This window comes from Nostoc sp. DedQUE09 (assembly GCF_034530915.1).
Classification (GTDB): Bacteria; Cyanobacteriota; Cyanobacteriia; order Cyanobacteriales; family Nostocaceae; genus Nostoc.
Genome location: NZ_JAVRCE010000015.1, coordinates 124565 through 148930 on the forward strand (window position 1 = coordinate 124565; position 24366 = coordinate 148930).

The 24366-nt window shown below is 42.1% G+C and carries 24 protein-coding genes; 13 read left to right on the plus strand and 11 right to left on the minus strand.

Features of this window, described 5'->3' with window-relative positions; genetic code table 11:
- The first annotated feature begins 76 nt into the window (after positions 1 to 76).
- Positions 77 to 1012 carry a HAMP domain-containing sensor histidine kinase gene (locus RMY27_RS12605; RefSeq protein WP_322663592.1) on the plus strand — a complete coding sequence of 312 codons (936 nt, stop codon included), beginning with the start codon at positions 77 to 79 and terminating at the stop codon, positions 1010 to 1012.
- A 78-nt stretch (positions 1013 to 1090) separates the two neighbouring features.
- On the opposite strand, the gene RMY27_RS12610 is transcribed toward RMY27_RS12605, so the two are convergent.
- From RMY27_RS12610 to RMY27_RS12630, 5 genes are all read right to left on the minus strand, one after another.
- The gene (locus RMY27_RS12610; protein ID WP_322663594.1) at positions 1091 to 1585 is read right to left on the minus strand and encodes a GNAT family N-acetyltransferase; all 495 of its coding nucleotides are present in this window, start codon (positions 1583 to 1585) and stop codon (positions 1091 to 1093) included.
- 96 nt (positions 1586 to 1681) lie between these two features.
- Positions 1682 to 2053, minus strand: a complete 372-nt coding sequence (locus tag RMY27_RS12615; RefSeq protein WP_322663596.1) for a hypothetical protein — start codon at positions 2051 to 2053, stop codon at positions 1682 to 1684.
- A 66-nt stretch (positions 2054 to 2119) separates the two neighbouring features.
- Positions 2120 to 3106, minus strand: coding sequence for a protein translocase subunit SecF (gene secF / locus RMY27_RS12620; RefSeq protein WP_322663598.1), 987 nt, complete (start codon positions 3104 to 3106; stop codon positions 2120 to 2122).
- A complete protein-coding gene (secD, locus tag RMY27_RS12625) occupies positions 3103 to 4515 on the minus strand; it encodes a protein translocase subunit SecD (RefSeq protein ID WP_322663639.1) in 1413 nt (470 codons plus the stop codon). The genes secF and secD overlap by 4 nt, the downstream gene beginning before the upstream one ends.
- Before the next feature lie 175 nt (positions 4516 to 4690).
- Entirely contained in the window at positions 4691 to 5674 is a 984-nt protein-coding gene (locus tag RMY27_RS12630; RefSeq protein WP_194046234.1) for an alpha-ketoacid dehydrogenase subunit beta, read from the minus strand.
- A 337-nt stretch (positions 5675 to 6011) separates the two neighbouring features.
- Between RMY27_RS12630 and RMY27_RS12635 the strand changes: the two genes are divergently transcribed.
- Genes RMY27_RS12635 through RMY27_RS12640 form a run of 3 tightly spaced genes read left to right on the plus strand, consistent with a single transcriptional unit; the run spans position 6012 to position 6662 of the window.
- Entirely contained in the window at positions 6012 to 6188 is a 177-nt protein-coding gene (locus RMY27_RS12635; protein WP_322663600.1) for a DUF6888 family protein, read from the plus strand.
- A 47-nt stretch (positions 6189 to 6235) separates the two neighbouring features.
- On the plus strand, positions 6236 to 6397 hold the full coding sequence (locus RMY27_RS35515; protein WP_416212339.1) for a DUF6887 family protein: 162 nt from the start codon (positions 6236 to 6238) through the stop codon (positions 6395 to 6397).
- Positions 6398 to 6434: 37 nt separating this feature from the next.
- On the plus strand, positions 6435 to 6662 hold the full coding sequence (locus tag RMY27_RS12640; protein WP_322663602.1) for a type II toxin-antitoxin system HicB family antitoxin: 228 nt from the start codon (positions 6435 to 6437) through the stop codon (positions 6660 to 6662).
- 141 nt (positions 6663 to 6803) lie between these two features.
- Here RMY27_RS12640 and RMY27_RS12645 read toward each other — a convergent pair whose 3' ends face one another.
- From RMY27_RS12645 to RMY27_RS12660, 4 genes are all read right to left on the minus strand, one after another.
- Positions 6804 to 7220 carry a type II toxin-antitoxin system VapC family toxin gene (locus RMY27_RS12645; protein ID WP_322663604.1) on the minus strand — a complete coding sequence of 139 codons (417 nt, stop codon included), beginning with the start codon at positions 7218 to 7220 and terminating at the stop codon, positions 6804 to 6806.
- Positions 7217 to 7471 carry a hypothetical protein gene (locus RMY27_RS12650; protein WP_322663606.1) on the minus strand — a complete coding sequence of 85 codons (255 nt, stop codon included), beginning with the start codon at positions 7469 to 7471 and terminating at the stop codon, positions 7217 to 7219. Before RMY27_RS12650 ends, RMY27_RS12645 begins: the two co-directional genes overlap by 4 nt.
- Before the next feature lie 184 nt (positions 7472 to 7655).
- Complete coding sequence (gene hemB / locus RMY27_RS12655) at positions 7656 to 8636, minus strand: porphobilinogen synthase (RefSeq protein ID WP_322663608.1); 981 nt, start codon at positions 8634 to 8636, stop codon at positions 7656 to 7658.
- A 391-nt stretch (positions 8637 to 9027) separates the two neighbouring features.
- Positions 9028 to 9387: a DUF4870 domain-containing protein gene (locus RMY27_RS12660; protein WP_322663610.1), complete on the minus strand. Its 360-nt coding sequence runs from the start codon at positions 9385 to 9387 to the stop codon at positions 9028 to 9030.
- A gap of 124 nt (positions 9388 to 9511) precedes the next feature.
- On the opposite strand from RMY27_RS12660, the gene RMY27_RS12665 reads away from it, so the two are divergent.
- The 5 genes from RMY27_RS12665 to RMY27_RS12685 all read left to right on the plus strand — a co-directional run bounded on the left by RMY27_RS12665 (position 9512) and on the right by RMY27_RS12685 (position 16727).
- Positions 9512 to 11140 (plus strand): peptide chain release factor 3, encoded by a 1629-nt coding sequence (locus RMY27_RS12665; RefSeq protein ID WP_322663612.1) that lies wholly within the window; start codon positions 9512 to 9514, stop codon positions 11138 to 11140.
- 193 nt (positions 11141 to 11333) lie between these two features.
- The gene (locus RMY27_RS12670) at positions 11334 to 13622 is read left to right on the plus strand and encodes a M48 family metalloprotease (RefSeq protein ID WP_322663614.1); all 2289 of its coding nucleotides are present in this window, start codon (positions 11334 to 11336) and stop codon (positions 13620 to 13622) included.
- A 631-nt stretch (positions 13623 to 14253) separates the two neighbouring features.
- Positions 14254 to 14763 (plus strand): RNA-binding protein, encoded by a 510-nt coding sequence (locus RMY27_RS12675; RefSeq protein WP_322663615.1) that lies wholly within the window; start codon positions 14254 to 14256, stop codon positions 14761 to 14763.
- Positions 14764 to 15230: 467 nt separating this feature from the next.
- Positions 15231 to 15671, plus strand: a complete 441-nt coding sequence (locus RMY27_RS12680; RefSeq protein WP_322663616.1) for a SufE family protein — start codon at positions 15231 to 15233, stop codon at positions 15669 to 15671.
- A 147-nt stretch (positions 15672 to 15818) separates the two neighbouring features.
- Positions 15819 to 16727, plus strand: coding sequence for an alpha/beta hydrolase (locus RMY27_RS12685; RefSeq protein WP_322663617.1), 909 nt, complete (start codon positions 15819 to 15821; stop codon positions 16725 to 16727).
- A gap of 79 nt (positions 16728 to 16806) precedes the next feature.
- On the opposite strand, the gene RMY27_RS12690 is transcribed toward RMY27_RS12685, so the two are convergent.
- A complete protein-coding gene (locus tag RMY27_RS12690; RefSeq protein WP_322663619.1) occupies positions 16807 to 18156 on the minus strand; it encodes a HEAT repeat domain-containing protein in 1350 nt (449 codons plus the stop codon).
- 306 nt (positions 18157 to 18462) lie between these two features.
- Between RMY27_RS12690 and RMY27_RS12695 the strand changes: the two genes are divergently transcribed.
- From RMY27_RS12695 to RMY27_RS12710, 4 genes are all read left to right on the plus strand, one after another.
- A complete protein-coding gene (locus tag RMY27_RS12695; protein WP_322663621.1) occupies positions 18463 to 19434 on the plus strand; it encodes a GTP-binding protein in 972 nt (323 codons plus the stop codon).
- Positions 19435 to 19520: 86 nt separating this feature from the next.
- Complete coding sequence (locus RMY27_RS12700) at positions 19521 to 20582, plus strand: WD40 repeat domain-containing protein (RefSeq protein WP_322663623.1); 1062 nt, start codon at positions 19521 to 19523, stop codon at positions 20580 to 20582.
- Between the two features lie 78 nt (positions 20583 to 20660).
- The gene (locus RMY27_RS12705) at positions 20661 to 20933 is read left to right on the plus strand and encodes a hypothetical protein (protein ID WP_322663625.1); all 273 of its coding nucleotides are present in this window, start codon (positions 20661 to 20663) and stop codon (positions 20931 to 20933) included.
- Between the two features lie 329 nt (positions 20934 to 21262).
- A complete protein-coding gene (locus tag RMY27_RS12710) occupies positions 21263 to 22870 on the plus strand; it encodes an NAD(P)H-quinone oxidoreductase subunit N (protein ID WP_322663627.1) in 1608 nt (535 codons plus the stop codon).
- A gap of 572 nt (positions 22871 to 23442) precedes the next feature.
- On the opposite strand, the gene RMY27_RS12715 is transcribed toward RMY27_RS12710, so the two are convergent.
- The gene (locus RMY27_RS12715) at positions 23443 to 24249 is read right to left on the minus strand and encodes a sensor histidine kinase (RefSeq protein ID WP_322663629.1); all 807 of its coding nucleotides are present in this window, start codon (positions 24247 to 24249) and stop codon (positions 23443 to 23445) included.
- Positions 24250 to 24366 lie beyond the last annotated feature (117 nt).

Genomic DNA, 24366 nt, shown 5'->3' on the forward strand with positions numbered 1-24366 from the left:
TAGTTTTAACAACAGAGAAATCTGAAACTTTAGTTTGCGCTGTTGTACTCAATTAGCAAATTAATAATTGCCAGATATGAATTGGAGCAACTGGATATATCTAGGAGCAGGAATAGCACTAGGTATGGTTTTCCGTCAGTTATTTGGGCGATGGCTACGCCCAAAGCAGGCATCGCCTAATGTTTCATCTAGCTCATCCCCAGTAGCGCCATTAGCTCAACAGGATATGTCACTAATATCACAACAGCTACAGCAAACACAGCTGGCATACCAAATGGCAAGGGAAATGAGCCAGTTTAAAGCTGGTTTTTTGGCACGGACTACCCATGAATTGCGATCGCCTTTTAATGGTTTGATTGGCTTACATCAATTAATTCTGTCAGATTTGTGTGAAAATCCAGCTGAAGAGCGAGAATTTATTGCCCAAGCTCACGAGCGAACGCTGAAGTTGCTGAAGCTAATGGATGAAATTCTCAACGTTGCTAGAACTGAACACGGCACCAATAAATTAGATATTCAGCCCAGACCCTTAGCCCAAATTTTAGATGAGGTTCATGACTTAACTTATATGCTGGCGGCAAATCGCAATTTTCCTTTACAGTTATTACCCGCCGACCCAGAAATTTATGTTTTGACAGATTACCTCTGGCTCCGCCAAGTATTGATAAGTTTAATAGACACTGCCATTACTCAGATGGAAGAAGGCAGCATTAGTATTTCCAGTAGCATCCTACCTACAAAGAATTTTGTAAACATTTGGCTAGATTTACCAACTCATGCTGTACCTTGGAGCGAGCCGATTGATTTGCTCAAATTTGAAGATCGGTTGACCCAGATTGACCAAAAAAACGCTACTCTTTCCCCAGGGATGAGGCTATTAATCAATCAGACTCTGCTGGAAGTTATGGGAGGGAAGTTAGAAATCTTGCCCTCGACCATTGTGAAAGAACCACTTCAACAGCTTACCAGACTACAAATCTCTATCCCCATAGTGAGTAGTGCTGAGTGCTGAGTACTGAGTGCTGAGTGCTGAGTAGTAGAGACGAAATCTTGCTTCTTGACTATCCTACTACTACAACAGTTCTTATACTCAGCGTTCAGCACTCATTGCTCGGAACTGCTGCGGTGATTCCTGAAACTGAACTTCTGTAGCAGAAACGAAAGCATGGTTAGCTTGATTGTGTAACACCATCGTAGTGGTGCTGTTGGTTTGAAAACCAATCTTTTTGTAGAAACCTTGCTGGTGAGTAGTCATCAGGTAAATACGCTCAACCGACTTCATGCGGGGATGCCTCAAAACAGTTTCGACCAAATTGCTTCCCAACCCACTATTTTGATACTCTGGATGAATTACAACATCCCAAATTGTGGCGCGATAGATACCATCAGATGTTGCTCTTGCAAAGCCAATGAGTCGATCGCTATTCCAGACGGAAATCACTGGCTCACTATTGGCAATAGCTATACCTAAGTCTTCAATACTGCGTCCCTTTGCCCAGAAAGCGGAAACGTTTAATAGTTCTTGGAGTTGATAAAGGTCAATTTTAGACTTGCGATCGCTAAATTGAATCTGATGATCGTTCATGTATGGCACCAGTTTTGGCAGTATATTTGCTATTTCTAAGCCATATTTTGCTAGAAATTGCTGAATATGTATATCTATATGCAACGATTTGAAGATTTAATGACAAATCCACTTCCATAGAGGATGAGTTGGTCCCTGTTGACGTATTCGAAAAACTTGTTTTTCTAAACGTTGTTTTTCTTGCTGTGGTAGTCCGAGTAAGATATTCCGACTTTGCCAAACTAAAACAGCAGCTGTCATCCCGATACAAAAGGTTAAACCAAAGGTAGACAGTGGATTGTAGAAAAGCCCATATCGCACCGCCACCCAGGTAAAATATTGCTGCCACAGAGAAATTTCTGCACGTAGACCCCACAAGGAAGCAGGCGCAATGGTGAGCCATAAACAGCCCACAAACAGCCACCTACCATATATTGTCAACTTATGTAATCTTTCTACTTGTTGAGTAAAGGATGGGTCAGTTGTCATTTGTCATTTGTCCTTTGTCATTTGTCATCTGCTAAAGACTAATGCCCAATGCCCAATACTCAATTACTAATTACCAGCAGATGTATCAATCGATTCATCAGTGACTACCACACTTGTTTGACCATTGTGCTCTCGCCACAAAGTTAGAAGAGTACTGGCGATGAAAATACTTGAATAAGCCCCTGCTGTAAAGCCAATAATTAAAGCTAAGGCAAAGTTTTTCAGAGTTTCGCCACCAAACAGAAAGATAGCAAACAATGACAGCATTGTAGCAAAGGTCGTGTTGATAGACCTTGTTAAGGTTTGGTTTACTGCATCATCCACAATATCAGCAATTGGTCGATTGGGATTGATTTGCAGCGTCTCACGAATGCGATCGTAAATCACTACAGTATCGTTAACTGAGAAACCTGTAATTGTCAGCAGGGCAACGATGAAGAGACTATCTACTTCAGTACCTAGTACCAAACCCAAAATCGAAAACACCCCTGCTGTAACCAAGACATCATGAAGTAGAGCAACGATCGCAAACACCGCATAATCTAACTGGAACCGGAAGGTCAAGTAGATTATGATGCCTGCAAAGGAAACTATTAAAGCTATTACCCCAGACCTAAACAGCTCTGCCCCTAGAGTAGGGCCAACCGTGTCAAATTGATTTTTTTGCTCGTCAAAAGTACCGACTTTTTCACTCAAGGCATTTTGCAAATTGGTACGCTGTTCGCCATCCAGATTTTTTGTGCGAATTAATATACCATTTTCCGCACCAGTACCTTTGTCAGCAACAATTTGGATGCTGCTATCACCCAACCCCTGTGCTTTAGCTACTTCCCGAACGACATTGATATCAATTGGCTGGTCGCAGTTACCGGGTTTGGTACAATCTCGTTCAAACTGTAATCGTGTACCACCGACAAAATCCAAACTGGGACGTAGGGGTGCTTTGATGCTCGGGTTTTGCCAAGAAATCACCATTGAGATGATACCAGCGAGGATGACGGCAATAGAAATAGCCCACCAAAGCGATCGCGATTTGTTAATACTTAGTTTCATTGAGTCACCTCTGCCTTATTTGATGCTGGCAGGTTCGGACAGAAATATTCTGGTTTCCGCAGTGCAGGAATTGTATATGCTAAAAACATGAGGGTACGACTACAAGTAATGGCGCTAAACATACTCACTGCTACGCCCAAAGCTAAAGTTAGGGCAAAGCCTTTCACCAAACCAGCCCCTAGCCAGAATAGTGCAGCACAGGCAATGACTGTGGTAACATTACCGTCCAAAATACTAGAAAAGGCCCGGTAAAAACCAGATTCTATGGAACGATACAGGGATTTGCCCGCTTGCAATTCTTCCCGCGTCCGCTCAAAAATCAGTACATTTGCATCCACTGCCATCCCAATACTGAGGATAAAACCGGCAATTCCTGGCAGAGTTAGGGTGACACCCAACAAAGCAAAGGTAGACCAGGTTAGCAGGGCATAAATCAATAGGGCTACATCGGCAATTAGTCCTGGTAGTCTATAATACAGCACCATAAATACTAAGACTAAAGTCAGACCACCGATACCAGCATAGATACTGCTAGTGATACTGTCTTTACCCAAGGTTGCTCCAACAGTGCGAATTTCTGCAATTTCTACTGGTACGGGTAATGCCCCACCGCGTAGCTGCACACCTAAGTCATTGGCTTGTTGGGCAGTAAACCTTCCTGTAATCACGGCAGAGCCACCAGTAATACCAGTAGCGGCAAATTCTATACCCACAGTAGGAGCGCTGATCAGTTCATTGTCCAGAAAAACACCAATGCTACGCCCAGTACCAGCGAGATTTTTCGTCAAATTGGCAAACAGTTCACCACCCTTTTGGTCGAAGCGAATAGCAACATTCCAGTTGTTACCTTGAGTGGGTTCACCATAGGCATCCTTGAGGTATTTGCCAATTAGCGGTGGATTAGTGCTTTCAAACAATTCTGCGATCGCTTGATTATTTTTTTGTAAGTCTTCTTGATTCTTGACAATTGCTGCTTTGTCAGTACTCTTTCTTAATTCTTCTTGCTTAAATTTCAATTCGGCTCTTGATGCTTGAAAAGCAAGCAGTTGAGTTTCTGTATTCGCCTTTTGGGTACGAAATTCTAACTGTGCTGTACCCCCTAGCACCCGTTCAGCTTGCTCTGGATCGTTGACTCCTGGTAGTTGCACCAATATTTTATCTGCGCCGACTGTTTGGATTACTGGCTCAGAAACACCCAGACCATTAATCCGCCCTTCGACAACTTTCTTTACACCTTCCAATTCTCGTTCGGTGATTGTGGGAACTTCCGCTGATGGTTTCACCTGAATTGTTAGCTGTGAGCCTCCGCGCAAGTCCAGTCCAAGAGGTATCGGAATTGTGGCAATCACCGTAATAGCGGCGATTATCAGGACTAAAATCAAAATTAATAGCGATCGCTGTCTTTGCATACCATAACTCGCAACTGACAAACGCTATAATAGCGCTCTTTTGTAGAGTTATGAGTTGGGAGTTGAGAGTTAGGAGTTAGTAGTTGAGAGTTAGGAGTTAGGAGTTGTAAATTCAATATTGAATTCTTAACTCCTCACTTCTAACTTTTCACTCCTAACTTTTCACTCCTAACTTTTAAACTCGCAAAGCGACCATTTTTTCCACAGCTTCTACGATTTGCTCTGGTTGGATGATTGTTAGTCGTTCCAGATTGCCGTTGTAAGGTGTGGGAATATCTTGGGAAGAAAGTCGTAGTACTGGCGCGTCTAATTCATCGAATAAGCGATCGTTTATTGAGGCGATGACTTCTGCTCCAATACCCGCAGTTCGCATCGATTCTTCCACAACAATGACTTTATGTGTTTTTCTTACTGATGCACCAATGGTATCAAAATCTAATGGTTTGAGAGATATTAAATCGATAACTTCTGGATCGTATCCTTGTTTCTCAAGAGTTTTTACGGCTTGCACTACATGATGGCGCATCCGCGAGTAAGTAATAATTGTCACATCTTTTCCTGGACGCACAATTTCTGCTTTATCCAGAGGCAGTAAATATTCTTCTTCTGGTAAATCTTCTTTCAAGTTGTAAAGCAGAACGTGTTCAAAGAACAACACTGGATTATCATCACGGATAGCGGATTTCAGCAGTCCTTTAGCGTTTCTTGGTGTAGAGCAGGCAACAATCTTTAATCCTGGCACAGCTTGGAAGTAGGTTTCTAGTCGTTGGGAATGTTCTGCGCCTAGCTGCCGTCCTACACCTCCAGGACCGCGAATTACCATTGGAATTTTAAAGTTACCACCAGAAGTATAGCGGAGCATCCCAGCGTTGTTGGATATTTGGTTGAAGGCGAGCAGTAAAAAGCCCATGTTCATGCCTTCAATGATCGGACGCAACCCAGTCATTGCAGCTCCTACAGCCATTCCAGTAAAGCTATTTTCAGCGATGGGGGTATCTAGAATGCGGAGTTCGCCATATTTTTGGTACAGGTCTTTGGTAACTTTATAGGAACCGCCGTAATGTCCAACATCTTCACCGAGAACGAATACGCTGGAATCACGCGCCATTTCTTCATCAATGGCTTCCCGTAAGGCGTTGAAGAATAGTGTTTCTGCCATTTAGACCTTTTAGTACGATTATGGTTTTAGAATTTTATCGTGCTGCTGTCACAAATACAGTGAGCGATCGCACTAGTTAGAGTTTAGGTTTTTTAAATAAACGGCCCCTAGCATAGAGCGAGTGATTGCCATAACTATATCAAAGCTATTTAATTTCGATTTTAGATGTTTTATGAGCGATCGCCTCTGCCTCTGGCAAACGAGGCAACCCTATATTTCTGTACTATCACGGAGACAATCTGCATAAAATGTGTTTAGAAAACTTCACTGTTGAAAGATACTGATTTGACTAAAATTCACACTAAAGTAAAAAATCTGTTGTAGCAATAATTTAAATATGCTTACTGTAGAACAATTTAAAACGTTGTTTATCTTAAGTTTTTGGGCTACTAAAATGTATTTTTTACCTGTGTTTTTAGTGCGAATCGATGAGCTAACAAAAAATATTGTAATTCTCGCTGGTCAAGAAAATGAAATTATAATTTACCTAGACGGTAAGTGGAGATATGTATGAATAAGCCAGATTTTATGACAATGCCACGTGCCCAATTACGTTAATATATCCTTGAGCATAGAGAAGACGATCAAGCCTTTCAAACTTATTTAGATAGATTCACTACTGAAGACGCTGTAATCTTCCCTGCGCCGCAGTCAATAGATGATTTAGAAAACTTCCCAGAGTTACATCAACAGAATCTAGAAAGACTACGAAAGCAAGCTTAAGCTATCGCAAGGCTCCAAAAAATCACTAAAGACAAAAATGAAGCAAACAACACAATTCACTGCTATCATTGAGCGCGAAAAGGATGGCTATGTATCCCTCTGTCCCGAACTCGATATCGCCAGCCAAGGTGACACAATTGAAGAAGCACGGAATAACCTAATTGAGGCATTAGAATTATTCTTTGAAACAGCAGATCCTTCTGAAATTCAGCAAAGGTTGCACACAGAATTTTTTGTTACACGCCTAGAGATAAATATTGGGTAAACTGCGTGTTCTTTCTGCTAGAGAAGTCTGCCGCATTCTGGAAGAGAACGGCTTTGTACAAGTGCGCTACTTAAACCGAAAAAGCCTTTTTAGCTTTATACTGAACTTGCGTAGGCGTAGCCCGTCGTAGACATCGCATCCCTAAAACACCCGCTCAAAAGGTTTTTTCCGATAACGCCGATAAATATCAAAATCACTGTCCAAAGTAGCGATCGCAGCAATATCTAAGCGTTCCGAAATGACTATCAAGGATAAATCTGCAAAATCCCCTGGTAAATCTCTGTACTGAGTATTCAACTCAGCAATGCGCGAAAAATCTTGTGGCAATAGTTGCTCACACTCATAGAGTTGTTTAGCAACATCTAGAAGAAACTCGTTTTGTGTACGCCAATCAAAGTTGAGCAACCACACCACTTCTGCAATACAAATGGGCGTAGTCACCAGCCTAGAAGTACAGTTTTCAAAGAAGCGACGCACCTGTTGGTGATACTGATCTCTAGCGCTGTAGTACGCAAACAAAAACCCGCTATCTGCGAGTATAAGCGGATAATAGGTCATGAATGCCGCTTGTTGAGATATTGAGCGATCGCTTTTTTACGGTTAGAGCGTTCCGATAAATCCGTTGGTGCATCTTGTAGCAGATGTTCAGGGTGTCCACCCCGCCTCTCTAGCAAAGTTTTACCTGCTTGTAAGGTTAGCCAGCGTTCAGCAATCAAGCGTCGGATCAATTCACTCTTTTCCGTTTGCTCGTGAGCTAAAATATCGGCTAGCTGCCGTTCTGTTTCTTCATCCAGCCTGACACTGAGCATAACCTTTATCATCCTTGCAATACACGTATGACAAGTATAACACCGATGAGTTCAATTTTGTTTGAATTTCGCACCAGCCAAACCCAAAATACAAAGAATCTCACGCCCAAACACCAAAACACAACTCTGCGTCTTCGCGCCTCTGCGTGAGATTTTCCCTAAATTAGTATTCAATATGCCTAGCCTACTTTAACCATCTCGCCGCATCTTTGGCATGATAAGTCAAAATCAAATCTGCACCAGCGCGTTTAAACCCAGTTAAAGTTTCCATAACCACCCGCTCTTCATCAATCCAACCATTGAGAGCCGCAGCTTTCACCATCGCATACTCACCAGAAACATTGTAAGCTGCAACTGGCAAGTTACTTGCTTCCTTGACGCGCCAAATAATATCCATGTATGCTAAAGCTGGCTTAACCATGAGCATATCAGCACCTTCAGCGATATCTAATTCAATCTCTTTAATCGCTTCGCGGGCGTTACCTGGGTCCATTTGGTAAGTTCTTCTGTCCCCAAATTGTGGTGTCGAGTCTGCTGCATCGCGAAATGGGCCATAATAACCCGAAGCATACTTAGCAGCATAAGATAAAATCGGCGTATCTTGAAATCCTGCTTCATCCAAACCCTGACGAATTGCTTGCACAAACCCATCCATCATTCCCGAAGGTGCGATGATATCAGCACCAGCTTTCGCTTGAGAAACCGCTGTTTTCTTCAACAATTCCAGAGTTGGGTCATTTAAAACTCGTCCTGTTAAATCACCAGTTTGTAAATAACCACAATGACCGTGGCTAGTATATTCACATAAACAAGTATCAGCAATTACAACCAAATCTGGGACTGCTGCTTTTACCGCTGTTGCTGCTTTTTGGACAATTCCGCAATCATGCCAAGCACCAGTGGCATCCACATCTTTATCAGCTGGAATACCAAATAGAATAATAGAAGGAATTCCTAAGTCGTAAACTTCTTTTGCTTCTTCAACAATTTTATCTACCGAAAGTTGGTAGACTCCAGGCATCGATTTCACCTCATTAGCGATTCCCTCACCCGGTACAGCAAATAGTGGGTAGATTAAATCGTTTGTTGTTAAAACAGTTTCACGAACCATCCGGCGCAATTGGGGATGTGTACGCAAACGACGGGGGCGATGTATAGGAAACATAAAATTTTATCAAGAAAAACAACGCAAATAGACACAAAACAAAGCGTCACAAAAGCAGGCTAAAATTTTCCTGCCGTCAGACAGACTACAAACAGTGCTTAACTGTCCTTTGCCCTACTCTTAATCAAGTTGTGGGGCAATTTTGTATTCTACAGCTTGGTTGCACCTATCCGACGGACTGGAAAAAAAACAACATTATGAAGAAATTCAAAATTATAAGACTGTCTGTTGGCAAAATTGTGGGGAATTGAGGGTTGAAATTTAAACGCAAAGTGGCGCAGAGGGAAACGCAGAGGCACGCAGAGAATTCGCTACAAATTAATTAAATTTTGTATTTGGTAGCAAATAACTAAGAATTACCAATGCCCAATGCCCATACCCATAATCTATGCTAAAAAACGCGGAAAATATAGGGATAACGGAAGGGTATATCAGGACTGCTGAAAACTGCGATGAGCGCCCAAATTGTCAATCCCCAGTGTAATAGATATCCCAGACCAGCTAGTGGTCCCAGCAATAATAGAGGTAACACTAACCAGCCAAATAGAAAAAACAGCGCTCCCAGAATTGCACCATAAAACCAGACATTAAAGTGGAAATTGACCGATTCTTTGGCGTTTTCTTTAACAACAGGATCGTCAGATACAAGCAGTATGGCGATAGGTATGCCTACAGATATCAATGTTGTGCTGAAAAAAATGGCTCCATGAGACAAGGCAGATAGAAGTTTTCGCTTGTCTGTGTCGTACATTGCTTTCTCCTATTTAGTCAGATTGTTGGTTATACTACGACCCTATCATGAGCATCGTTGTCTTAAGATTAAAAGACTTGCCAGAGTCAAAAAAAATTAAGCTAGCTAACAAACAAATACATTTATGTCTACTGAACTTCAGTCTGAACTTATTCAAGCAGTTGAACTGCGTCGCAACTTTGCGATTATATCTCACCCCGATGCGGGTAAAACGACACTAACAGAAAAGCTACTCCTGTACGGGGGTGCAATTCACGAAGCTGGGGCGGTAAAGGCGCGACGGGCACAGCGTAAGGCAACCTCTGACTGGATGGCGATGGAGCAGCAACGGGGTATTTCTATTACTTCCACAGTGTTGCAATTTGAATACCAGAATTGTCAAATCAATTTATTAGACACCCCCGGACACCAAGATTTCAGTGAAGATACTTATCGTACCCTCGCCGCCGCCGATAATGCCGTGATGTTGATTGATGCGGCAAAAGGTTTGGAACCCCAAACGCGCAAATTGTTTGAAGTGTGTAAGTTGCGGGGTATCCCAATTTTTACATTTATCAACAAGCTTGATCGCCCAGGAAGGGAACCTCTGGAATTGTTAGATGAAATTGAGCAAGAACTGGGATTGCAAACCTATGCAGTTAACTGGCCGATTGGCATGGGCGATCGCTTTAAAGGTGTTTTTGACCGACACAAGCAACAAATACACCTGTTTGAACGCAGCGCCCACGGTAGCCGAGAAGCCCGTGATACGATAGTGGAGTTAGGCGATCCGAGAATAGAAGAACAGCTAGAACAAAGCCTGTACTACCAACTGAAAAACGATCTAGAACTTTTAGAAGGAGTTGGGCCAGAGCTAGATTTACAGTTGATACACGAAGGCAAAATGACGCCTGTGTTCTTTGGTAGCGCCATGACTAACTTCGGGGTCGAGTTATTTCTCAAGTATTTCCTCGACTATGCCCTCAAACCCGGTTCTCATATCAGCAGTGTTGGCGAAGTTCCCCCTACATACCCGGAGTTTTCGGGGTTTGTCTTCAAACTGCAAGCGAATATGGACCCGAAACACCGCGATCGCGTCGCATTTATCCGGGTTTGCACTGGTAAGTTTGAAAAAGATATGATGGTGAATCACGCTCGCATTGGTAAACTCATCCGTCTATCTCGCCCGCAAAAACTCTTTGCTCAAGAGCGAGAATCGATTGATGTGGCTTATCCTGGCGATGTGATCGGTTTGAATAATCCCGGTGTTTTTGCGATCGGGGATACAATTTACACGGGACAAAAGCTCGAATATGAGGGGATTCCGTATTTCTCGCCGGAACTGTTTGCTTCTTTGAGGAATCCCAACCCCTCGAAGTCTAAACAATTCCAAAAAGGTGTTGCGGAATTGCGAGAAGAAGGTGCTGTGCAAATTATGTATTCAACTGATGAAGCCAAGCGCGATCCAATTTTGGCGGCGGTGGGTCAGTTGCAATTCGAGGTAGTACAGTTTCGCTTACAAAATGAGTATGGTGTAGAAACCATATTAGATTTATTACCCTACAGTGTCGCCCGTTGGGTTGAGGGTGGTTGGGAAGCATTAGAAAAGGTGGGACGAATATTCAATACCACTACAGTTAAAGACAGTATGGGACGACCAGTGTTGCTATTCCGTAATGAATGGAATTGTCAACAGTTATTGGGCGACCATCCAGAGTTAAAATTAAGCGCGATCGCTCCAGTATTTTCTAGTCAACAACCAGTGGAGGAGTGAAGAAGAATACAGAATCCAGAATCCAGAATTCAGATGAAGACTCAACTGAATTCTGATGACTGACTCCTGAATTCAACCTTTATCATTCACTTGACAAACAAAACTTGAGCGCGGTTGATTTCCACGGCATCCGAGGTTCGCGCTTTTGCACAAACGTGGATCATTTAGAAGAGATTGGAGTGCCAGAATTTGTATGCCTTCACATGCCAAACCGTCTTTGGAGGCTGGTTTAGTTGCCCTCAAGCAGGGAAATTACCAAACAGCGATCGCCCAACTAGAACCTATTGCTAGCAGCCAAAATAATGGGACTGCTAGCTTACAAGCTCAGGTTGGTTTAGTCATGGCTTATGCTCGCACTGGTGAAGTTCCCAAAGCGATCGCTATTTCCCAGAATCTCATTGAGAGTAACAATCCGCAAGTTCAAGAGTGGGCAACACGCGCTCTCGAACACCTGACAAAACGTAAAAAAACCGAGCAAGAACCAAAAAAAGTCGAAACTGGATTTGTTGCATTTGAGAATTCAACCGCAGATTCAACACCAAATTCAACCCCAGTTACTCCCCCGGAAACTTCTACATTAGAGGAAAAGCCAAACAACGATCAAGTAATAGAAACCAAAAGCGACGACATCCCGCCGATGGTGCCACTAGCTAAACTCAAAGCTACATTAGCGACACCGCCACCACCACCGCCACTGGCTGCGTCCCTAAGCGGCTTCATGGGTTCCGTTACCCGCACCCAAGCCAAACTATTCGGCGTTATTTATTGGCGACAAGCACAACGCGCCAGAGCATGGCAACCACTACGTAAACCAAAATTAATTCCCTTACGGCTACTGTCCGCAGGAACATTCATCGCCCTGTTTTGGGTAATACGAGAAATCCTCAAGTTAGCACTGGGATTCATCAATCAGACTTTAGTCAAACTACCTTATCTGGAGCCAATACAGCTTTTATACCACGATCCTACCCAACTGTTGCTGATCGCATTGGTGATTTTAAGCGGAGTATCACCTTGGTTGCTGGATTTGCTACTGGCCAACTTGTATGGTCAGCGAGAATTTCCGAAAGACGTATTGAATACTTATAGCCGCGAAGCCGTTCGGGTGCTTCAACGTTGTTCCCAACAGCGGCACTGGCCGTTACCCAAACTGCGGATTTTACCAACGACTGCACCAATTATTCTGACTTATGGTAGTTTACCACGTAATGCCAGGATTGTTGTGAGTCAAGGGCTATTAGAGCAGCTGGCAGATGATGAAATCGCCGTTATTTACGCCACGCAACTAGGGCATATTGCTCACTGGGATTTTGCTGTAATGTCTTTGTTGCTGCTGGTAACACTACCAGTTCATAAGCTATATCAGCAAATGTCGGAGTTGGGAGACAAAATATCAGCGAAAATTTGGCGTTGGCCAGTGACAATTCTGGCAAGTCTAATTTATGGAATTTGGTGTTTGCTGACTGGAACTGCATTGTGCTTGTCGCGGTTGCGGCTTTATTATAGCGATCGCGTCGCTGCTGAAATTACTGGTAATCCTAATGCCCTGATTCGCGCTTTACTCAAAATTGCCATTGGCATCGCCGCTGATATCCAAAAACAAGAGCAGACCAGTTGGCAACTGGAAAGCTTAAATCTTTTAACACCAGTCAGCTACCAACAGAGTTTATCTTTGGGCACTATTGCCAGTAATCTATCTTTTGAATCCTTTTTGAAGTGGGATACCGCCAATCCCTATCGCCGATGGTTTACGATTAATAATAGCCATCCTTTAATGGGCGATCGCATCGAACGCCTCTGCCAAATAGCTCGTCATTGGCATCTAGACACCGAACTACATTTTGCTAGCGTTCCATCAAAGGTTAAGCGTCAGTCTTTTCTATTACAAGTCGCTCCCTGGTTGGGAATTCCTCTAGGGGTTCTGTTTGCAGCTTTCGTCTGGCTAACCTGGCAACTAGCATTCACACTCAAGTTTTTAAATCTAAAGTGGATATATGAAGATTGGTCTTTCATTACAGGCTGCCTTCTGATTGGCTTTAGCATCGGTACTGTAATGCGGATTAATTCTTTCTTCCCCGATATTAAACCTGCCACTGTACAAACTGAAGACAGCTTACCCAACCTGTTAGCTGACCCTTCTGCCTTACCTATTGATAGCGTCAGCGTGCGTCTTGTGGGTAAATTATTAGGTCGTCAAGGCACTAGTAACACTTTGGCGCAAGATTTAATCTTGCAATCCAGCGCGGGTTTGGTGAAATTACATCACATTTCTTGGCTAGGACAATCAGTCAATCACCAGGATCTAATCGGCCGACAAATTATCGTCACAGGTTGGTTTCGACGAGGAGCAACACCTTGGATCGATATCCAAACCCTAGAAACTCAAAGTGGTAAAACCATTCATAGCCCTCATCCCATTTGGTCTACTTTTTTAGCTATTGCAGCACAGGCTTGGGGTGCATACGTCTTTCTCACTGGTTAGTCATTAGTTATTGCTCATTGACAAGGGACAAAGGATAAATTGGAATGTAAACAAAAGTTGCAGGTTTTCTTCACAAGTGTTACATTTATTTACACAAACAAGAGCAACCGACATAACTCAGCATCACCGCTTAGTTATGGATTCACGTGCTTTTTCCCCGCTCTATACCTTTTTATCCTCCCAACACAGCAGCAAATTAACCAGCCAGTGGCTGGTTTTTGTTTCAAAATATGCTCACTTGAATAAAAAAATGTGTTTTATGTTACGATGCAGTAATACTAATGCCGAAAATGTATGCGCTAAACTAGCTACGTAGAAAATACCGTGGTAATGTAAGGAATGGTATTTGATTCTGCGAAAAAGGCATAGAAGAAAGCGTCTACTTTAGCAGGCAATAGGCTATTAAATTTACAATTCTTAGAATTAAGGTGTTATTAGCTCACTTATACTGTGAGCCTTTGGATTAAACAAGCTTGATCCCGACGAAAAACTGTATTGTTGTATAGGTTGACAGTTTCGAGCAAAAAAATTGGTTTATGGCAGTCTTGGTCAATAGCATCTATTTAAAAGCCAAAGCTAAGTGATTGTTTTCTTGCCTTGCCATGTTCATTCAACTCTGGAGGTATAGTTCATGTCCGTTCGCCTATATATAGGTAATTTGCCTAAAGATGAAATAGATCGTCAAGATCTGCAAGCCGTTTTTGCAGCAGAAGGTGATGCTGTAACTACTAAATTAATTAAAGACCGCAAAACTGGCAAATGCCGTGGTTTCGGTTTTCTTACAGTCAACAATGACGAACAAGCTGACGAAATTATTGAAAAGTATAATGGTCAGATGTTCAAAGATACTCCCATTAAGCTAGAGAAGGCATTACCTCGGACAAAGGGTGAAGAGGGCGACGAGCAAGCTCCTAAACCAGTTATTGCTAGTACTAGTAATAGTACCCCGACTCCTAGCCCGAACAGAGAAGGTAGCCGTCGTGAGAAAAGCTCTAAGAAGCCTCGTCGTGGCGGCGGTGGCGGAGGTTCTCGCGAAACCAGCACTACAACCACCGATTCAGACGCTATTCGTCCAGATCCTCGTTGGGCTTCGGAATTAGAAAAGCTGAAGCAGATGCTAGCTGCACAAACTACAAATTAATCCTCAAGGGAGAGAAATTAAAAATTAAAAATCAGAATTTTTTTTTGATTTTTAATTTTTAATTGTTGATAATTATCTAGCTGCTTAGTTTAATGAACTTGCAGCTAATTTTGTAAGCGCATAGGCGCAGCTAGCCGTAGGCATCGAATTGTCGAATGGAGAATTGAGGGTTGAAATTTAAACGCAGAGAGACGCAAAGGTAAGAGCAGAGGCACGCAGAAAATATGCTACAAAGTAATAAAATTTTTATTTAGAATAAAATTAAGTTTTTGTGATTAGACGCATTAAAAAACCTGGACGATGGGGATGCGCTCACAGTATTTATCTGGATTTGACAATTTATAGTTCAGTAATAGCAAGCTTCATACTAGCAACTGAACCGGAGGCGCGTATGCGCAGCTTGTCGTAGGCATCGCTCCAAAGATAATCTACACTCAAGGAGATACCGATCGTTTGCAGCTTCTGTTATGTCTTCAACTCTAGATTCTTTGCCACCTGCGCTCGCTAAAATTGTCCAGCGCTTTCAACGCGCTTCCGAACCGAAGCGACGCTACGAACAGCTAATCTGGTATGCTCAGAAGCTCAATGAGTTCCCAGAAGCTGATAAATTACCCGAAAATAAAGTTCCTGGTTGCGTATCTCAAGTTTATATCACAGCAACCTTGGATGATGGTAAGGTTGTGTTTAAGGGCGATTCCGATTCTCAGTTAACTAAAGGATTAGTAGGGCTTCTAGTTGAAGGATTGCATGGACTAACGCCAACTGAGATTGTGCAACTTACCCCAGATTTTATTCAAGAAACAGGTTTAAATGTTAGCCTGACGCCTTCTCGTGCTAATGGATTTTACAACATTTTTAAAACTATGCAAAAAAAAGCATTGGAATGTAAGCTAGATTTGCCTAACTAAACTTGGTCATTAGTCATTAGTCATTGGTCACTTGTACTGAGCGTAGTCGTTGGTGCAGCCTCTCGTAGAGAAGTATTAGTCATTTGCAAAGGACAAAGGACAACTGACAAATGACAAATCAAAGTACAACTACCAAAATTTAGTGTAATGTCAACCAATGTATTATCTACCCCTGCTGCTACTGGTTTTGGTGGAGTGGTTCAAGAATATCTCTGGAATTTTGAAAATCAGCAATTGCGTGTTGTTTATGAAACCCTTGGTAAAGGTTCACCGCTATTGCTACTACCAGCTTTCAGTAGTGTTTCGACTCGCTTAGAAATGGGCGAACTTGCTAGGTTACTAGCTCCCAATTTTCAAGTTGTAGCCGTAGACTGGCCAGGTTTTGGTGAATCTTCTCGCCCTAGTTTGAATTATCAACCGGAAATTTATCAGCAATTTCTGGAAGATTTTGTCAAAGCTGTTTTTAATATTCCCATTACTGTGGTGGCGGCTGGTCATGCTGCTAGTTACGTTTTACAATTAGCTGTCAAACAACCTGCTACTTTCTCACGAATTTTGTTGTTAGCTCCTACTTGGCGTGGGCCTTTGCCGACAATGGGGGCAAGTCAGCAAATAGCTGGCTTTGTGAGAGAATTGGTGCGATCGCCTATACTTGGTCAAGCTCTCTACAAACTCAACACTACCCCATCCTTCTTAAGTTTTATGTATCGCCGTCATGTCTTTACTGACGCGGCTAAAATTACACCCAGTTTCATTGAGAAGAAGTGGCACACGACTCAACAACCAGGTGCGCGATTTGCATCTGCTGCCTTTGTAACTGGTAATCTCGATGCTGTACGCGAACAATCTGATTTTTTGGAACTTGTAAAATCTTTAACCGTACCGCTCATGGTAGTAATTGGGGAATCCAGCCCCCCCAAATCACGAGAAGAAATGAACGCTTTGGTAGCCTTACCAGGAGTGAGAAGCGTTGTTATTCCTGGTTCTTTGGGATTGCATGAAGAATATCCAGCAGTTGTTTTAGAAGGAGTTCAAGATTTTTTGTTCTCCCGATAAAATTCAATCCTCATACCAAGACGCAAAGAATCATTTTGCGCCTTGGTGCGAGATAAAATTAGTTCAAGCTACTGCTTCCCTACCTTGGGCGGCTTTTAGAAAACAAGCGGGAATCTTTTTCTTTTTTGAGGAAATTAAGAGAGCGACGCAAACGTTTTTTTCCTTCTGCAAATCCAAATAAATTTGCATACTCAGATTTGGGATTTTCTGCAATATTTAAAGCCGTTTCTAAGTAGGATATGGCGAGATCCACTTCTTGATTAGATAGCTTAGTTGCGTTATCTTGCCAGCTTTCAGCGATGCGTCCCAAAGCTTCTTCTGCATTATATTTAAGCTCCAGTTTCTTCAAAGCTTCAATAAGCACCGGGACGGCTGTTGCTGCTTTTTCCCCCATGCTTTCTAAGGCAGAGGCAGCACTTGAACGAACCTGAAAGTCCAAATCATTTTTCAAAGCTTCAATAAGTGCGGGGACTGCGGTTGCTGCTTTTTCACCGATGAATTTCAAAGCATAGGCAGCATTTGAGCGGACTTTTGCATTTTTATCCTCTTTTAAAGCTGTGATGAGTACAGGCACGGCTTTTACTACTTCTTCACTCTTGCGTTCCCAAATACCAACCCTTCCCAAAATAGAGGCAGCACTTATACGAACCAAATCATTTTTGTCTTTCAATGCTTGGATAATTACAGGAAATAGCGATGTTGTATCTTTCGCCATATTACTCAAAGCACTAGTAGCATTTGATCGCACTTGCTCGTTGTCATCTTTAAGTGTTTCCATAAGTACAGGAATTGTCGCTTTCAGTTCGTTTGTCAGTTTTACGTTAAAGTTGTCATCGCTAGAATAAGTAAAACTCATAGATTGAAAAGCCATGAGCGCAGTTAAGCGTACTTCCGTATCACTGTCTTTCAGTGCTGCAATCACAACGGGGGTAACTGCTTTCACTTCAGGGGTAGATTTATTTAAGTCTTTGCCAGCAATGCTAATTAAAGCTGAGACAGCACAAACGCGAACTTCCGCATCTAGATCGTTTTTTGAGGCGGTAATTAAGTTTGGAATTACTTTACTAGCTACTTTTTTATCTATGCTTCCCAACAGGTGAGCAGCATCGGCACGCAGTTTTGTATCCCGGTTTTGTAACGTTTTAACTAAGTTAGAAACAGCTTGTGAACCAATTCTTTGGCTAGCTCTAGCTGTTCTTTCAGAGCCACAATAGTTTCGGTTTGGTTTTTGGAAACTTGAGACTCGCAGCGTGCGCTCCATCTCTTGCCCCCAGGCGTTGCCCATCGGCAACATAGATAACCAAAGGCATAAAAATGAAATTTCTAATGCCACTTGAAATTTAACTAAAAAGCTAACTGGAATAGATGCAAATGCTTGACCTCTTTGAGTTACTTGCTTTTTCGAGCAGCTAGTGTTTCTTGAAACCACCACGCTTCTCCATCAAAGTATAGTTTTTTATGTGATGATTATCATAAATTTCCTACACTTGTCAAGCTACTAACCTGCAACTTACGGTAGAGTGGACTAGCTTAGATGCAATATTCCTACCAAGCTATGCCAACTTATAAATATTTATTACTTATTACAGATGCACAAAAATAAAGTGCTTCTTGATTAAATTATGTGATTATTTTGCTGAAACCCAAAATAACAGCAAGTTCGCACAAAAAAATAAAAACAATTATCATAGGCGATAATGATTATCCATAAGGTGAGACAAGAGGAATTTAGAGTATGGTGGCTGACGTAATCAACAATTCAGTTCCCGTTACTGTTCTTACAGGCTATTTGGGAGCAGGTAAAACGACTCTACTCAATCACATCCTCACCTACGAACATGGCAAAAAAGTTGCTGTGATTGTTAATGAATTTGGGGAAGTGGGTATTGATAATCAATTGATTATCGATGCAGATGAAGAAATATTTGAAATGAACAATGGCTGTATCTGTTGTACAGTACGCGGCGATTTAATTCGCATCATTGGCAATTTGATGAAGCGGCGCGATAAATTCGATCATTTAGTAATTGAAACGACTGGATTAGCCGATCCGGCACCAGTGATTCAGACATTTTTTGTTGATGAAGACTTGCAAAGCCAACTGTCTCTAGATGCGGTGGTGACAGTTGTAGATGCCAAGCATATTTGGCAGCACTGGGATGCAGACGAAGCACAAGAACAGATTGCCTTTGCCGATGTAATTTTACTTAATAAAACTGATTTAGTAGCGCCAGAAGAGTTGGATGAATTAGAAAAACGGATTCGGGCAATGAATGCGATCGCAAAAATTTACCGTACCCGCAATTCTGAACTAGGAATGGATGCTTTATTAGGTGTAAAAGCCTTTGATTTAGAACGCGCATTAGAAATCGATCCAGATTTCTTAGGCGAAGATGCTCACGTACACGATGAAACTGTCTATTCTGTAGCTTTAGTAGAAGCAGGTGCAGTTGATGGAGACAAATTAAACGCTTGGCTTTCCGAGTTACTGCGTACCCAAGGCCCAGATATTTTTCGGATGAAAGGCATTTTAAATATTGCTGGAGAAGATAATCGATTTGTATTCCAGGGAGTACACATGATATTCGATGGCAAACCCGATCGCCCCTGGAAACCCAGCGAAACTCCCAAAAACGAACTAGTCTTCATCGGCCGCAACCTTGATGCAGCCCAACTGAAGCAAGATTTTCTCGCTTGTCTAGCGTAAATAAAAAGTTAGGAGTTAGGAGTTATGAGTGATGAGTTAAAAATTCCTAACTTCTAACTTCTAACTCCTCACTCTTGTAGAAAATTATGAACTCAACAACCAGCAAATTTAAGGAATTTGAACAACACTATTCGGGGACACTTTCAGATTATGTAACTGCGATCGCTTGGTCGCCACAAGGTAAAACTTTAGCAGCAACTTCCGCCGCCGGGGAAGTAGTTTTGTGGAATGATGGCGAACTCACAACCTTACAAACTGGTAACGGTAAATCAGTAGACTGTCTAGCTTTTTCACCAGATGGAAAATTTTTAGCCGTTGGTGGACAAGATGGACAGGTGAAGATTTGGCGTGATACTGAATTAATCGCCACCTTGGAAAATGCCCCCGCATGGGTTGACAAGCTAGCTTGGAATTACACCAGTAACCAACTGGCTTTTAGTTTGGGGCGTTATGTTCAAGTTTGGGATGCAGATACTCGTGAAATTGTCGTGACGCTGAATTTCGACAACTCTTCAGTACTGGGTATAGATTGGCGCATTGACGGACAATACTTAGCTATTGGCGGTTACAAGGGAGTCAAGATTTGGCATAGTCAAAGCTGGGATGAAGAACCGTATAACCTAGATATGACTACTGTCAGTGTAGCTATGGCTTGGTCGCCCGATGGCAAATTCCTAGCTTCTGGCAACATGGATCGTAGCGTCACCGTTTTGGAATGGAACAACCCCGATCCTTGGGTGATGCGTGGCTTCCCTGGTAAAATTCGCCAATTGGCATGGTCAGAAGCTACCACAAAACTGGGTGCGCCAATACTGGCATCTTCTAGCGTTGAAGGTATTGTAGTCTGGGAAAAGTTAGAGGATGATTCGTTAGGCTGGGAAGCGCGAGTATTAACAAATCATGTGGGTGTGATCAATGCGATCGCTTTTGCACCTAAAAGCTTCCTTCTCGCTTCTGTTGCTGCTGATGGCTGGTTGTGTTTGTGGAACAAAGCCAAGGAAGTATCCCAAATTATCACAGGTGTTTCAGCAGGATTTTCCACCCTAGCTTGGCATCCCCAAGGCAAGTTACTGGCCGCAGGCGGTGAGCAGGGTGAATTACTTGTATGGTCAAAGGTTTTGCGGGGTCAAGGATTTGGGCGTAATTAAGCAATACTCAGTAATTAAAGTTGAACCTCGGCAATTTTTTGGCTATGCTGTATCAGCAAAGGTATCTTTATGTAAATTATGAACATAATCAAACTGATTTTACTCGCCTGTCCCGCAGTTATGGTATCTATGCTGCTGGTAGTCAATCCAGCACACGCTTCCAGCCTAAAATCTGCATATTCTAGACAAATTGTTACGGTAGTATCTACACAACAAATTCCGGATGTGGCAACACCACATTTGATTCAAACATCTAATCCGATCATTGATCAACTTGGTTGCAATTGTGCCAACTGTGTTCAGTCTAAATTTCAGTCTTTACAAGGCAAGCTGCCATCCATCGGTTTTTAATAAACTTAGGAGTTATAAATATTATCGGGGCACAGCAATGCTGTGCCCTTATTAATTTTATCAGCTTTTTGTACGTAAGTATCGCACTGGTTGCAGCATAATTATTGATGATATTTGCTAAAAGTCACGCCTGAAAAACGAAGTAGGAAAGTTGTTAAGTGAATCCCTGGATACTGAGAAAGCTGCTGGTAAAGTAGTAAGGTTGGTGCAATCGCCATCTGCATCCAAGCTGTTAAGCTCTTGTTAAAAGAGCTAGTCCGGGGATTAGAAAACTTGCTAGAGTGAACAGAGTTAGCCTTAATGTCTAATCGCCAAAACCTATACATCTCATGGATTTTGCTAATATTGCATCCCAGCTAAACGCTGGAACGATTTTGCCAGAGGGGATTGTTATTCTCACCCTCTTGGGGGTTTTGATTGTTGATTTGATTTTGGGGCGTACATCATCCGCACGCTGGATTGGATATCTAGCGATCGCAGGTTTATTTGCTTCGATTGTCGCCCTATATTTTCAATGGGACTCTTCTAATCCCATCGGTTTTACCGGTAGCTTTAACAGTGATGACCTGAGTATCGTCTTTCGCGGTATTGTTGCCTTGTCTGCGATTGTAACTATACTGATGTCAATTCGCTACGTTGAGCAGAGCGGCACTGCTTTAGCCGAATTCATCGCTATTTTGCTGAGTGCTACTTTAGGAGGGATGTTTTTATCCGGGGCTAGTGAGTTGGTGATGATTTTCATCTCCCTAGAAACCCTGAGTATCTCCTCTTATCTATTGACAGGATATACCAAGCGTGACCCCCGCTCCAATGAAGCGGCGCTAAAATACTTGTTAATTGGAGCTTCCAGTACAGCAATCTTTTTGTACGGTGTATCCCTGCTGTATGGACTATCGGGAGGACAAACCGAACTAAGTGCGATCGCTAATGGCATTGCCACAGCTAAAGTCGGCCAATCTTTGGGTTTAGTGATTGCCCTGGTATTTGCGATCGCGGGTATTGGCTTCAAAATCTCCGCTGCACCCTTCCACCAGTGGACACCAGACGTTTACGAAGGCGCTCCCACCCCAGTAATCGCTTTTTTATCTGTCGGTTCCAAAGCAGCTGGGTTTGCCCTAGCCATCCGCTTGTTGACAACAGCCTTCCCTCTTGTTGCTGACGAGTGGAGGTTTGTCTTCACTGCTCTGGCCATTCTCAGCATGATTTTGGGTAACGTAGTCGCCCTAGCTCAAACCAGCATGAAACGGATGCTAGCTTATTCATCCATTGCCCAAGCTGGGTTTGTGATGATTGGCTTGATTGCTGGTACACAGGCAGGGTATGCCAGTATGATATTTTACCTACTGGTTTATTTGTTCATGAACCTGTGCGGCTTTACCTGCATCATCCTGTTCTCACTGCGGACAGGAACCGACCAGATTGCTGAATACTCTGGCTTATATCAAAAAGACCCACTCCTAACACTGGGGTTGAGTATCTCTCTGCTTTCCTTGGGTGGTATTCCACCATTGGCTGGCTTTTTTGGCAAGATTTACTTATTCTGGGCTGGTTGGCAAGCAGGTCTTTATTGGTTAGTCTTGTTGGGCTTAGTTACCACCGTCGTCTCCATCTACTACTACATTCGCGTAGTTAAGATGATGGTAGTCAAAGAACCCCATGAAATGTCCGACGCGGTGAAGAATTATCCACAAGTGCGTTGGGATTTGCCTGGGCTAAGACCTTTGCAGGTCGGTTTGGTGGTAACATTAATTGCCACTTCCATAGCAGGGATTTTGTCAAATCCACTGTTTACATTGGCTAATAATTCCATCTCCAATACCCCATTTTTGCAAGCAACAATCAACACTAATGTAAAAGCAGAAAATCCACTGCTTTTGCCAAAGTTAGATTCGGTTAGTCAGTCTCAACCCTCAGTTGATTCCACTGCTAAGATTTAACCGATTCTCAACCATACTTTGTAATCAAAGATACGCCTGTTTGCTAATTAGCAAACAGGCGTTATTATATCTTTTAACTGAAATTTATGCTCTACCTTCTGCATCTTCTGCTTCTTCTGTAAGTTTTAAGTAAACAATAACTTTACATCCAGAATAATCTTGTGCTATCGTCTCTTGCAATTCTACTTTCGCCCCAGATTATTAGCTGCGATCGTTCCAAAAACGTTTGAAGTCATCATGCACATGGCAAGGCGATTAACTACTTTGTCGCCAAATGGGCAAACCCGGTAGCTAGCAAAATATTAAGTATTTTTCCATTAACAATGGGCTTGAGTTAGGAAAATATTCTGGAGAAAATTCTGTTAATACTAAATATTATTTATTATTAACTCGTGCAGAAATGCACTTGTTCGTAATTAGTATAAAGATTTTCGGTTTTATATAAACAAGCTTTTTTGCTTTGAAAGCATAACTAATTGCAAGGGATAAAATATTAATAATTTGGTTAAAAACTGCTAATATCCTGAATATTGATTTTTTAAACATTTATAGTTGATTTTATCTTTGCTGTTTTAATAAATAGGTATAGTAATTATAAATTCAGAACCTTTTCCTAATATAGAATTTACTTTTAGAGATCCTTTATGTTTTTGTACAATTATTTGATACGCAATGGATAATCCTAATCCTGTTCCTTTTCCCACAGGTTTTGTTGTGAATAAATGATCAAACATTTTTTGCTGAACATCAGTCGATATTCCCACCCCATTATCTTGAATCCGAATCGAGACATGATTCTTATCTTCAGTTAGAGCAGTATGAATTGTAATTTTATTGGAATTTAGCTTAATATCATTAAAACTCAGTCCAGCATTAGACTCATCTAAAGCATCAATGGCATTTGCCAAGAGATTCATAAATACCTGATTCAATTGTCCTGGAAAGCATTGTACTAGGGGAAATTCTTCATAATATTGAACTACTTGAATAGCAGGACGAATCTTATTAGCTTCTAAACGGTGTTTGAGAATGAGGAGAGTACTGTTAATACCTTCATGAATATTAAACAGAACTTTTTGTTCTGTATCTCCTCTAGAGAAAGTTCGCAGGCTGTCGCTAATATTGGAAATACGATCTGTACCTTCTCTCATTGAGGAAATGAGTTTAGGTAGATCCTCGCGTACATATTCTAGATCAATCATTTTAATTGTTTCTTGAATTTCCTGAGATGCTTTAGGATAGGTTTGCTGATAGAGGTCAATTAGATGTAATAAATTCTCAATATACTCTTTCGCTGGAGCCAGATTACCTGCAATAAACCCAACTGGGTTATTAATCTCGTGAGCTACATCTGCTACCATACTTCCCAAAGTAGACATCTTATTCTCCATTATCTGAAGATTAAGCAGCATCATTTCTAGCTCATGGCCTCTCTCTTCTAACTGGAGTTTAGACTAAGCCATACAAAATGACCCAGCAGGGCTGAGTTAATTAGA

Excerpts from the sequence above, each read along its gene's own strand:
- RMY27_RS12645 (WP_322663604.1), bottom strand. The coding sequence starts at position 7,220 with ATGACCTATTATCCGCTTATACTCGCAGATAGCGGGTTTTTGTTTGCG.
- RMY27_RS12605 (WP_322663592.1), top strand. The coding sequence starts at position 77 with ATGAATTGGAGCAACTGGATATATCTAGGAGCAGGAATAGCACTAGGT.
- RMY27_RS12715 (WP_322663629.1), bottom strand. The coding sequence starts at position 24,249 with ATGTCTACTTTGGGAAGTATGGTAGCAGATGTAGCTCACGAGATTAAT.
- RMY27_RS12640 (WP_322663602.1), top strand. The coding sequence starts at position 6,435 with ATGAAGCAAACAACACAATTCACTGCTATCATTGAGCGCGAAAAGGAT.
- RMY27_RS12660 (WP_322663610.1), bottom strand. The coding sequence starts at position 9,387 with ATGTACGACACAGACAAGCGAAAACTTCTATCTGCCTTGTCTCATGGA.
- RMY27_RS12650 (WP_322663606.1), bottom strand. The coding sequence starts at position 7,471 with ATGCTCAGTGTCAGGCTGGATGAAGAAACAGAACGGCAGCTAGCCGAT.
- RMY27_RS12700 (WP_322663623.1), top strand. The coding sequence starts at position 19,521 with ATGAACTCAACAACCAGCAAATTTAAGGAATTTGAACAACACTATTCG.
- secF (WP_322663598.1), bottom strand. The coding sequence starts at position 3,106 with ATGAAACTAAGTATTAACAAATCGCGATCGCTTTGGTGGGCTATTTCT.
- RMY27_RS12610 (WP_322663594.1), bottom strand. The coding sequence starts at position 1,585 with ATGAACGATCATCAGATTCAATTTAGCGATCGCAAGTCTAAAATTGAC.
- hemB (WP_322663608.1), bottom strand. The coding sequence starts at position 8,636 with ATGTTTCCTATACATCGCCCCCGTCGTTTGCGTACACATCCCCAATTG.
- RMY27_RS12665 (WP_322663612.1), top strand. The coding sequence starts at position 9,512 with ATGTCTACTGAACTTCAGTCTGAACTTATTCAAGCAGTTGAACTGCGT.
- RMY27_RS12615 (WP_322663596.1), bottom strand. The coding sequence starts at position 2,053 with ATGACAACTGACCCATCCTTTACTCAACAAGTAGAAAGATTACATAAG.
- RMY27_RS12670 (WP_322663614.1), top strand. The coding sequence starts at position 11,334 with ATGCCTTCACATGCCAAACCGTCTTTGGAGGCTGGTTTAGTTGCCCTC.
- RMY27_RS12705 (WP_322663625.1), top strand. The coding sequence starts at position 20,661 with ATGAACATAATCAAACTGATTTTACTCGCCTGTCCCGCAGTTATGGTA.
- RMY27_RS12680 (WP_322663616.1), top strand. The coding sequence starts at position 15,231 with ATGTCTTCAACTCTAGATTCTTTGCCACCTGCGCTCGCTAAAATTGTC.
- RMY27_RS12710 (WP_322663627.1), top strand. The coding sequence starts at position 21,263 with ATGGATTTTGCTAATATTGCATCCCAGCTAAACGCTGGAACGATTTTG.
- RMY27_RS12695 (WP_322663621.1), top strand. The coding sequence starts at position 18,463 with ATGGTGGCTGACGTAATCAACAATTCAGTTCCCGTTACTGTTCTTACA.
- secD (WP_322663639.1), bottom strand. The coding sequence starts at position 4,515 with ATGCAAAGACAGCGATCGCTATTAATTTTGATTTTAGTCCTGATAATC.
- RMY27_RS12635 (WP_322663600.1), top strand. The coding sequence starts at position 6,012 with ATGCTTACTGTAGAACAATTTAAAACGTTGTTTATCTTAAGTTTTTGG.
- RMY27_RS12685 (WP_322663617.1), top strand. The coding sequence starts at position 15,819 with ATGTCAACCAATGTATTATCTACCCCTGCTGCTACTGGTTTTGGTGGA.
- RMY27_RS12675 (WP_322663615.1), top strand. The coding sequence starts at position 14,254 with ATGTCCGTTCGCCTATATATAGGTAATTTGCCTAAAGATGAAATAGAT.
- RMY27_RS12630 (WP_194046234.1), bottom strand. The coding sequence starts at position 5,674 with ATGGCAGAAACACTATTCTTCAACGCCTTACGGGAAGCCATTGATGAA.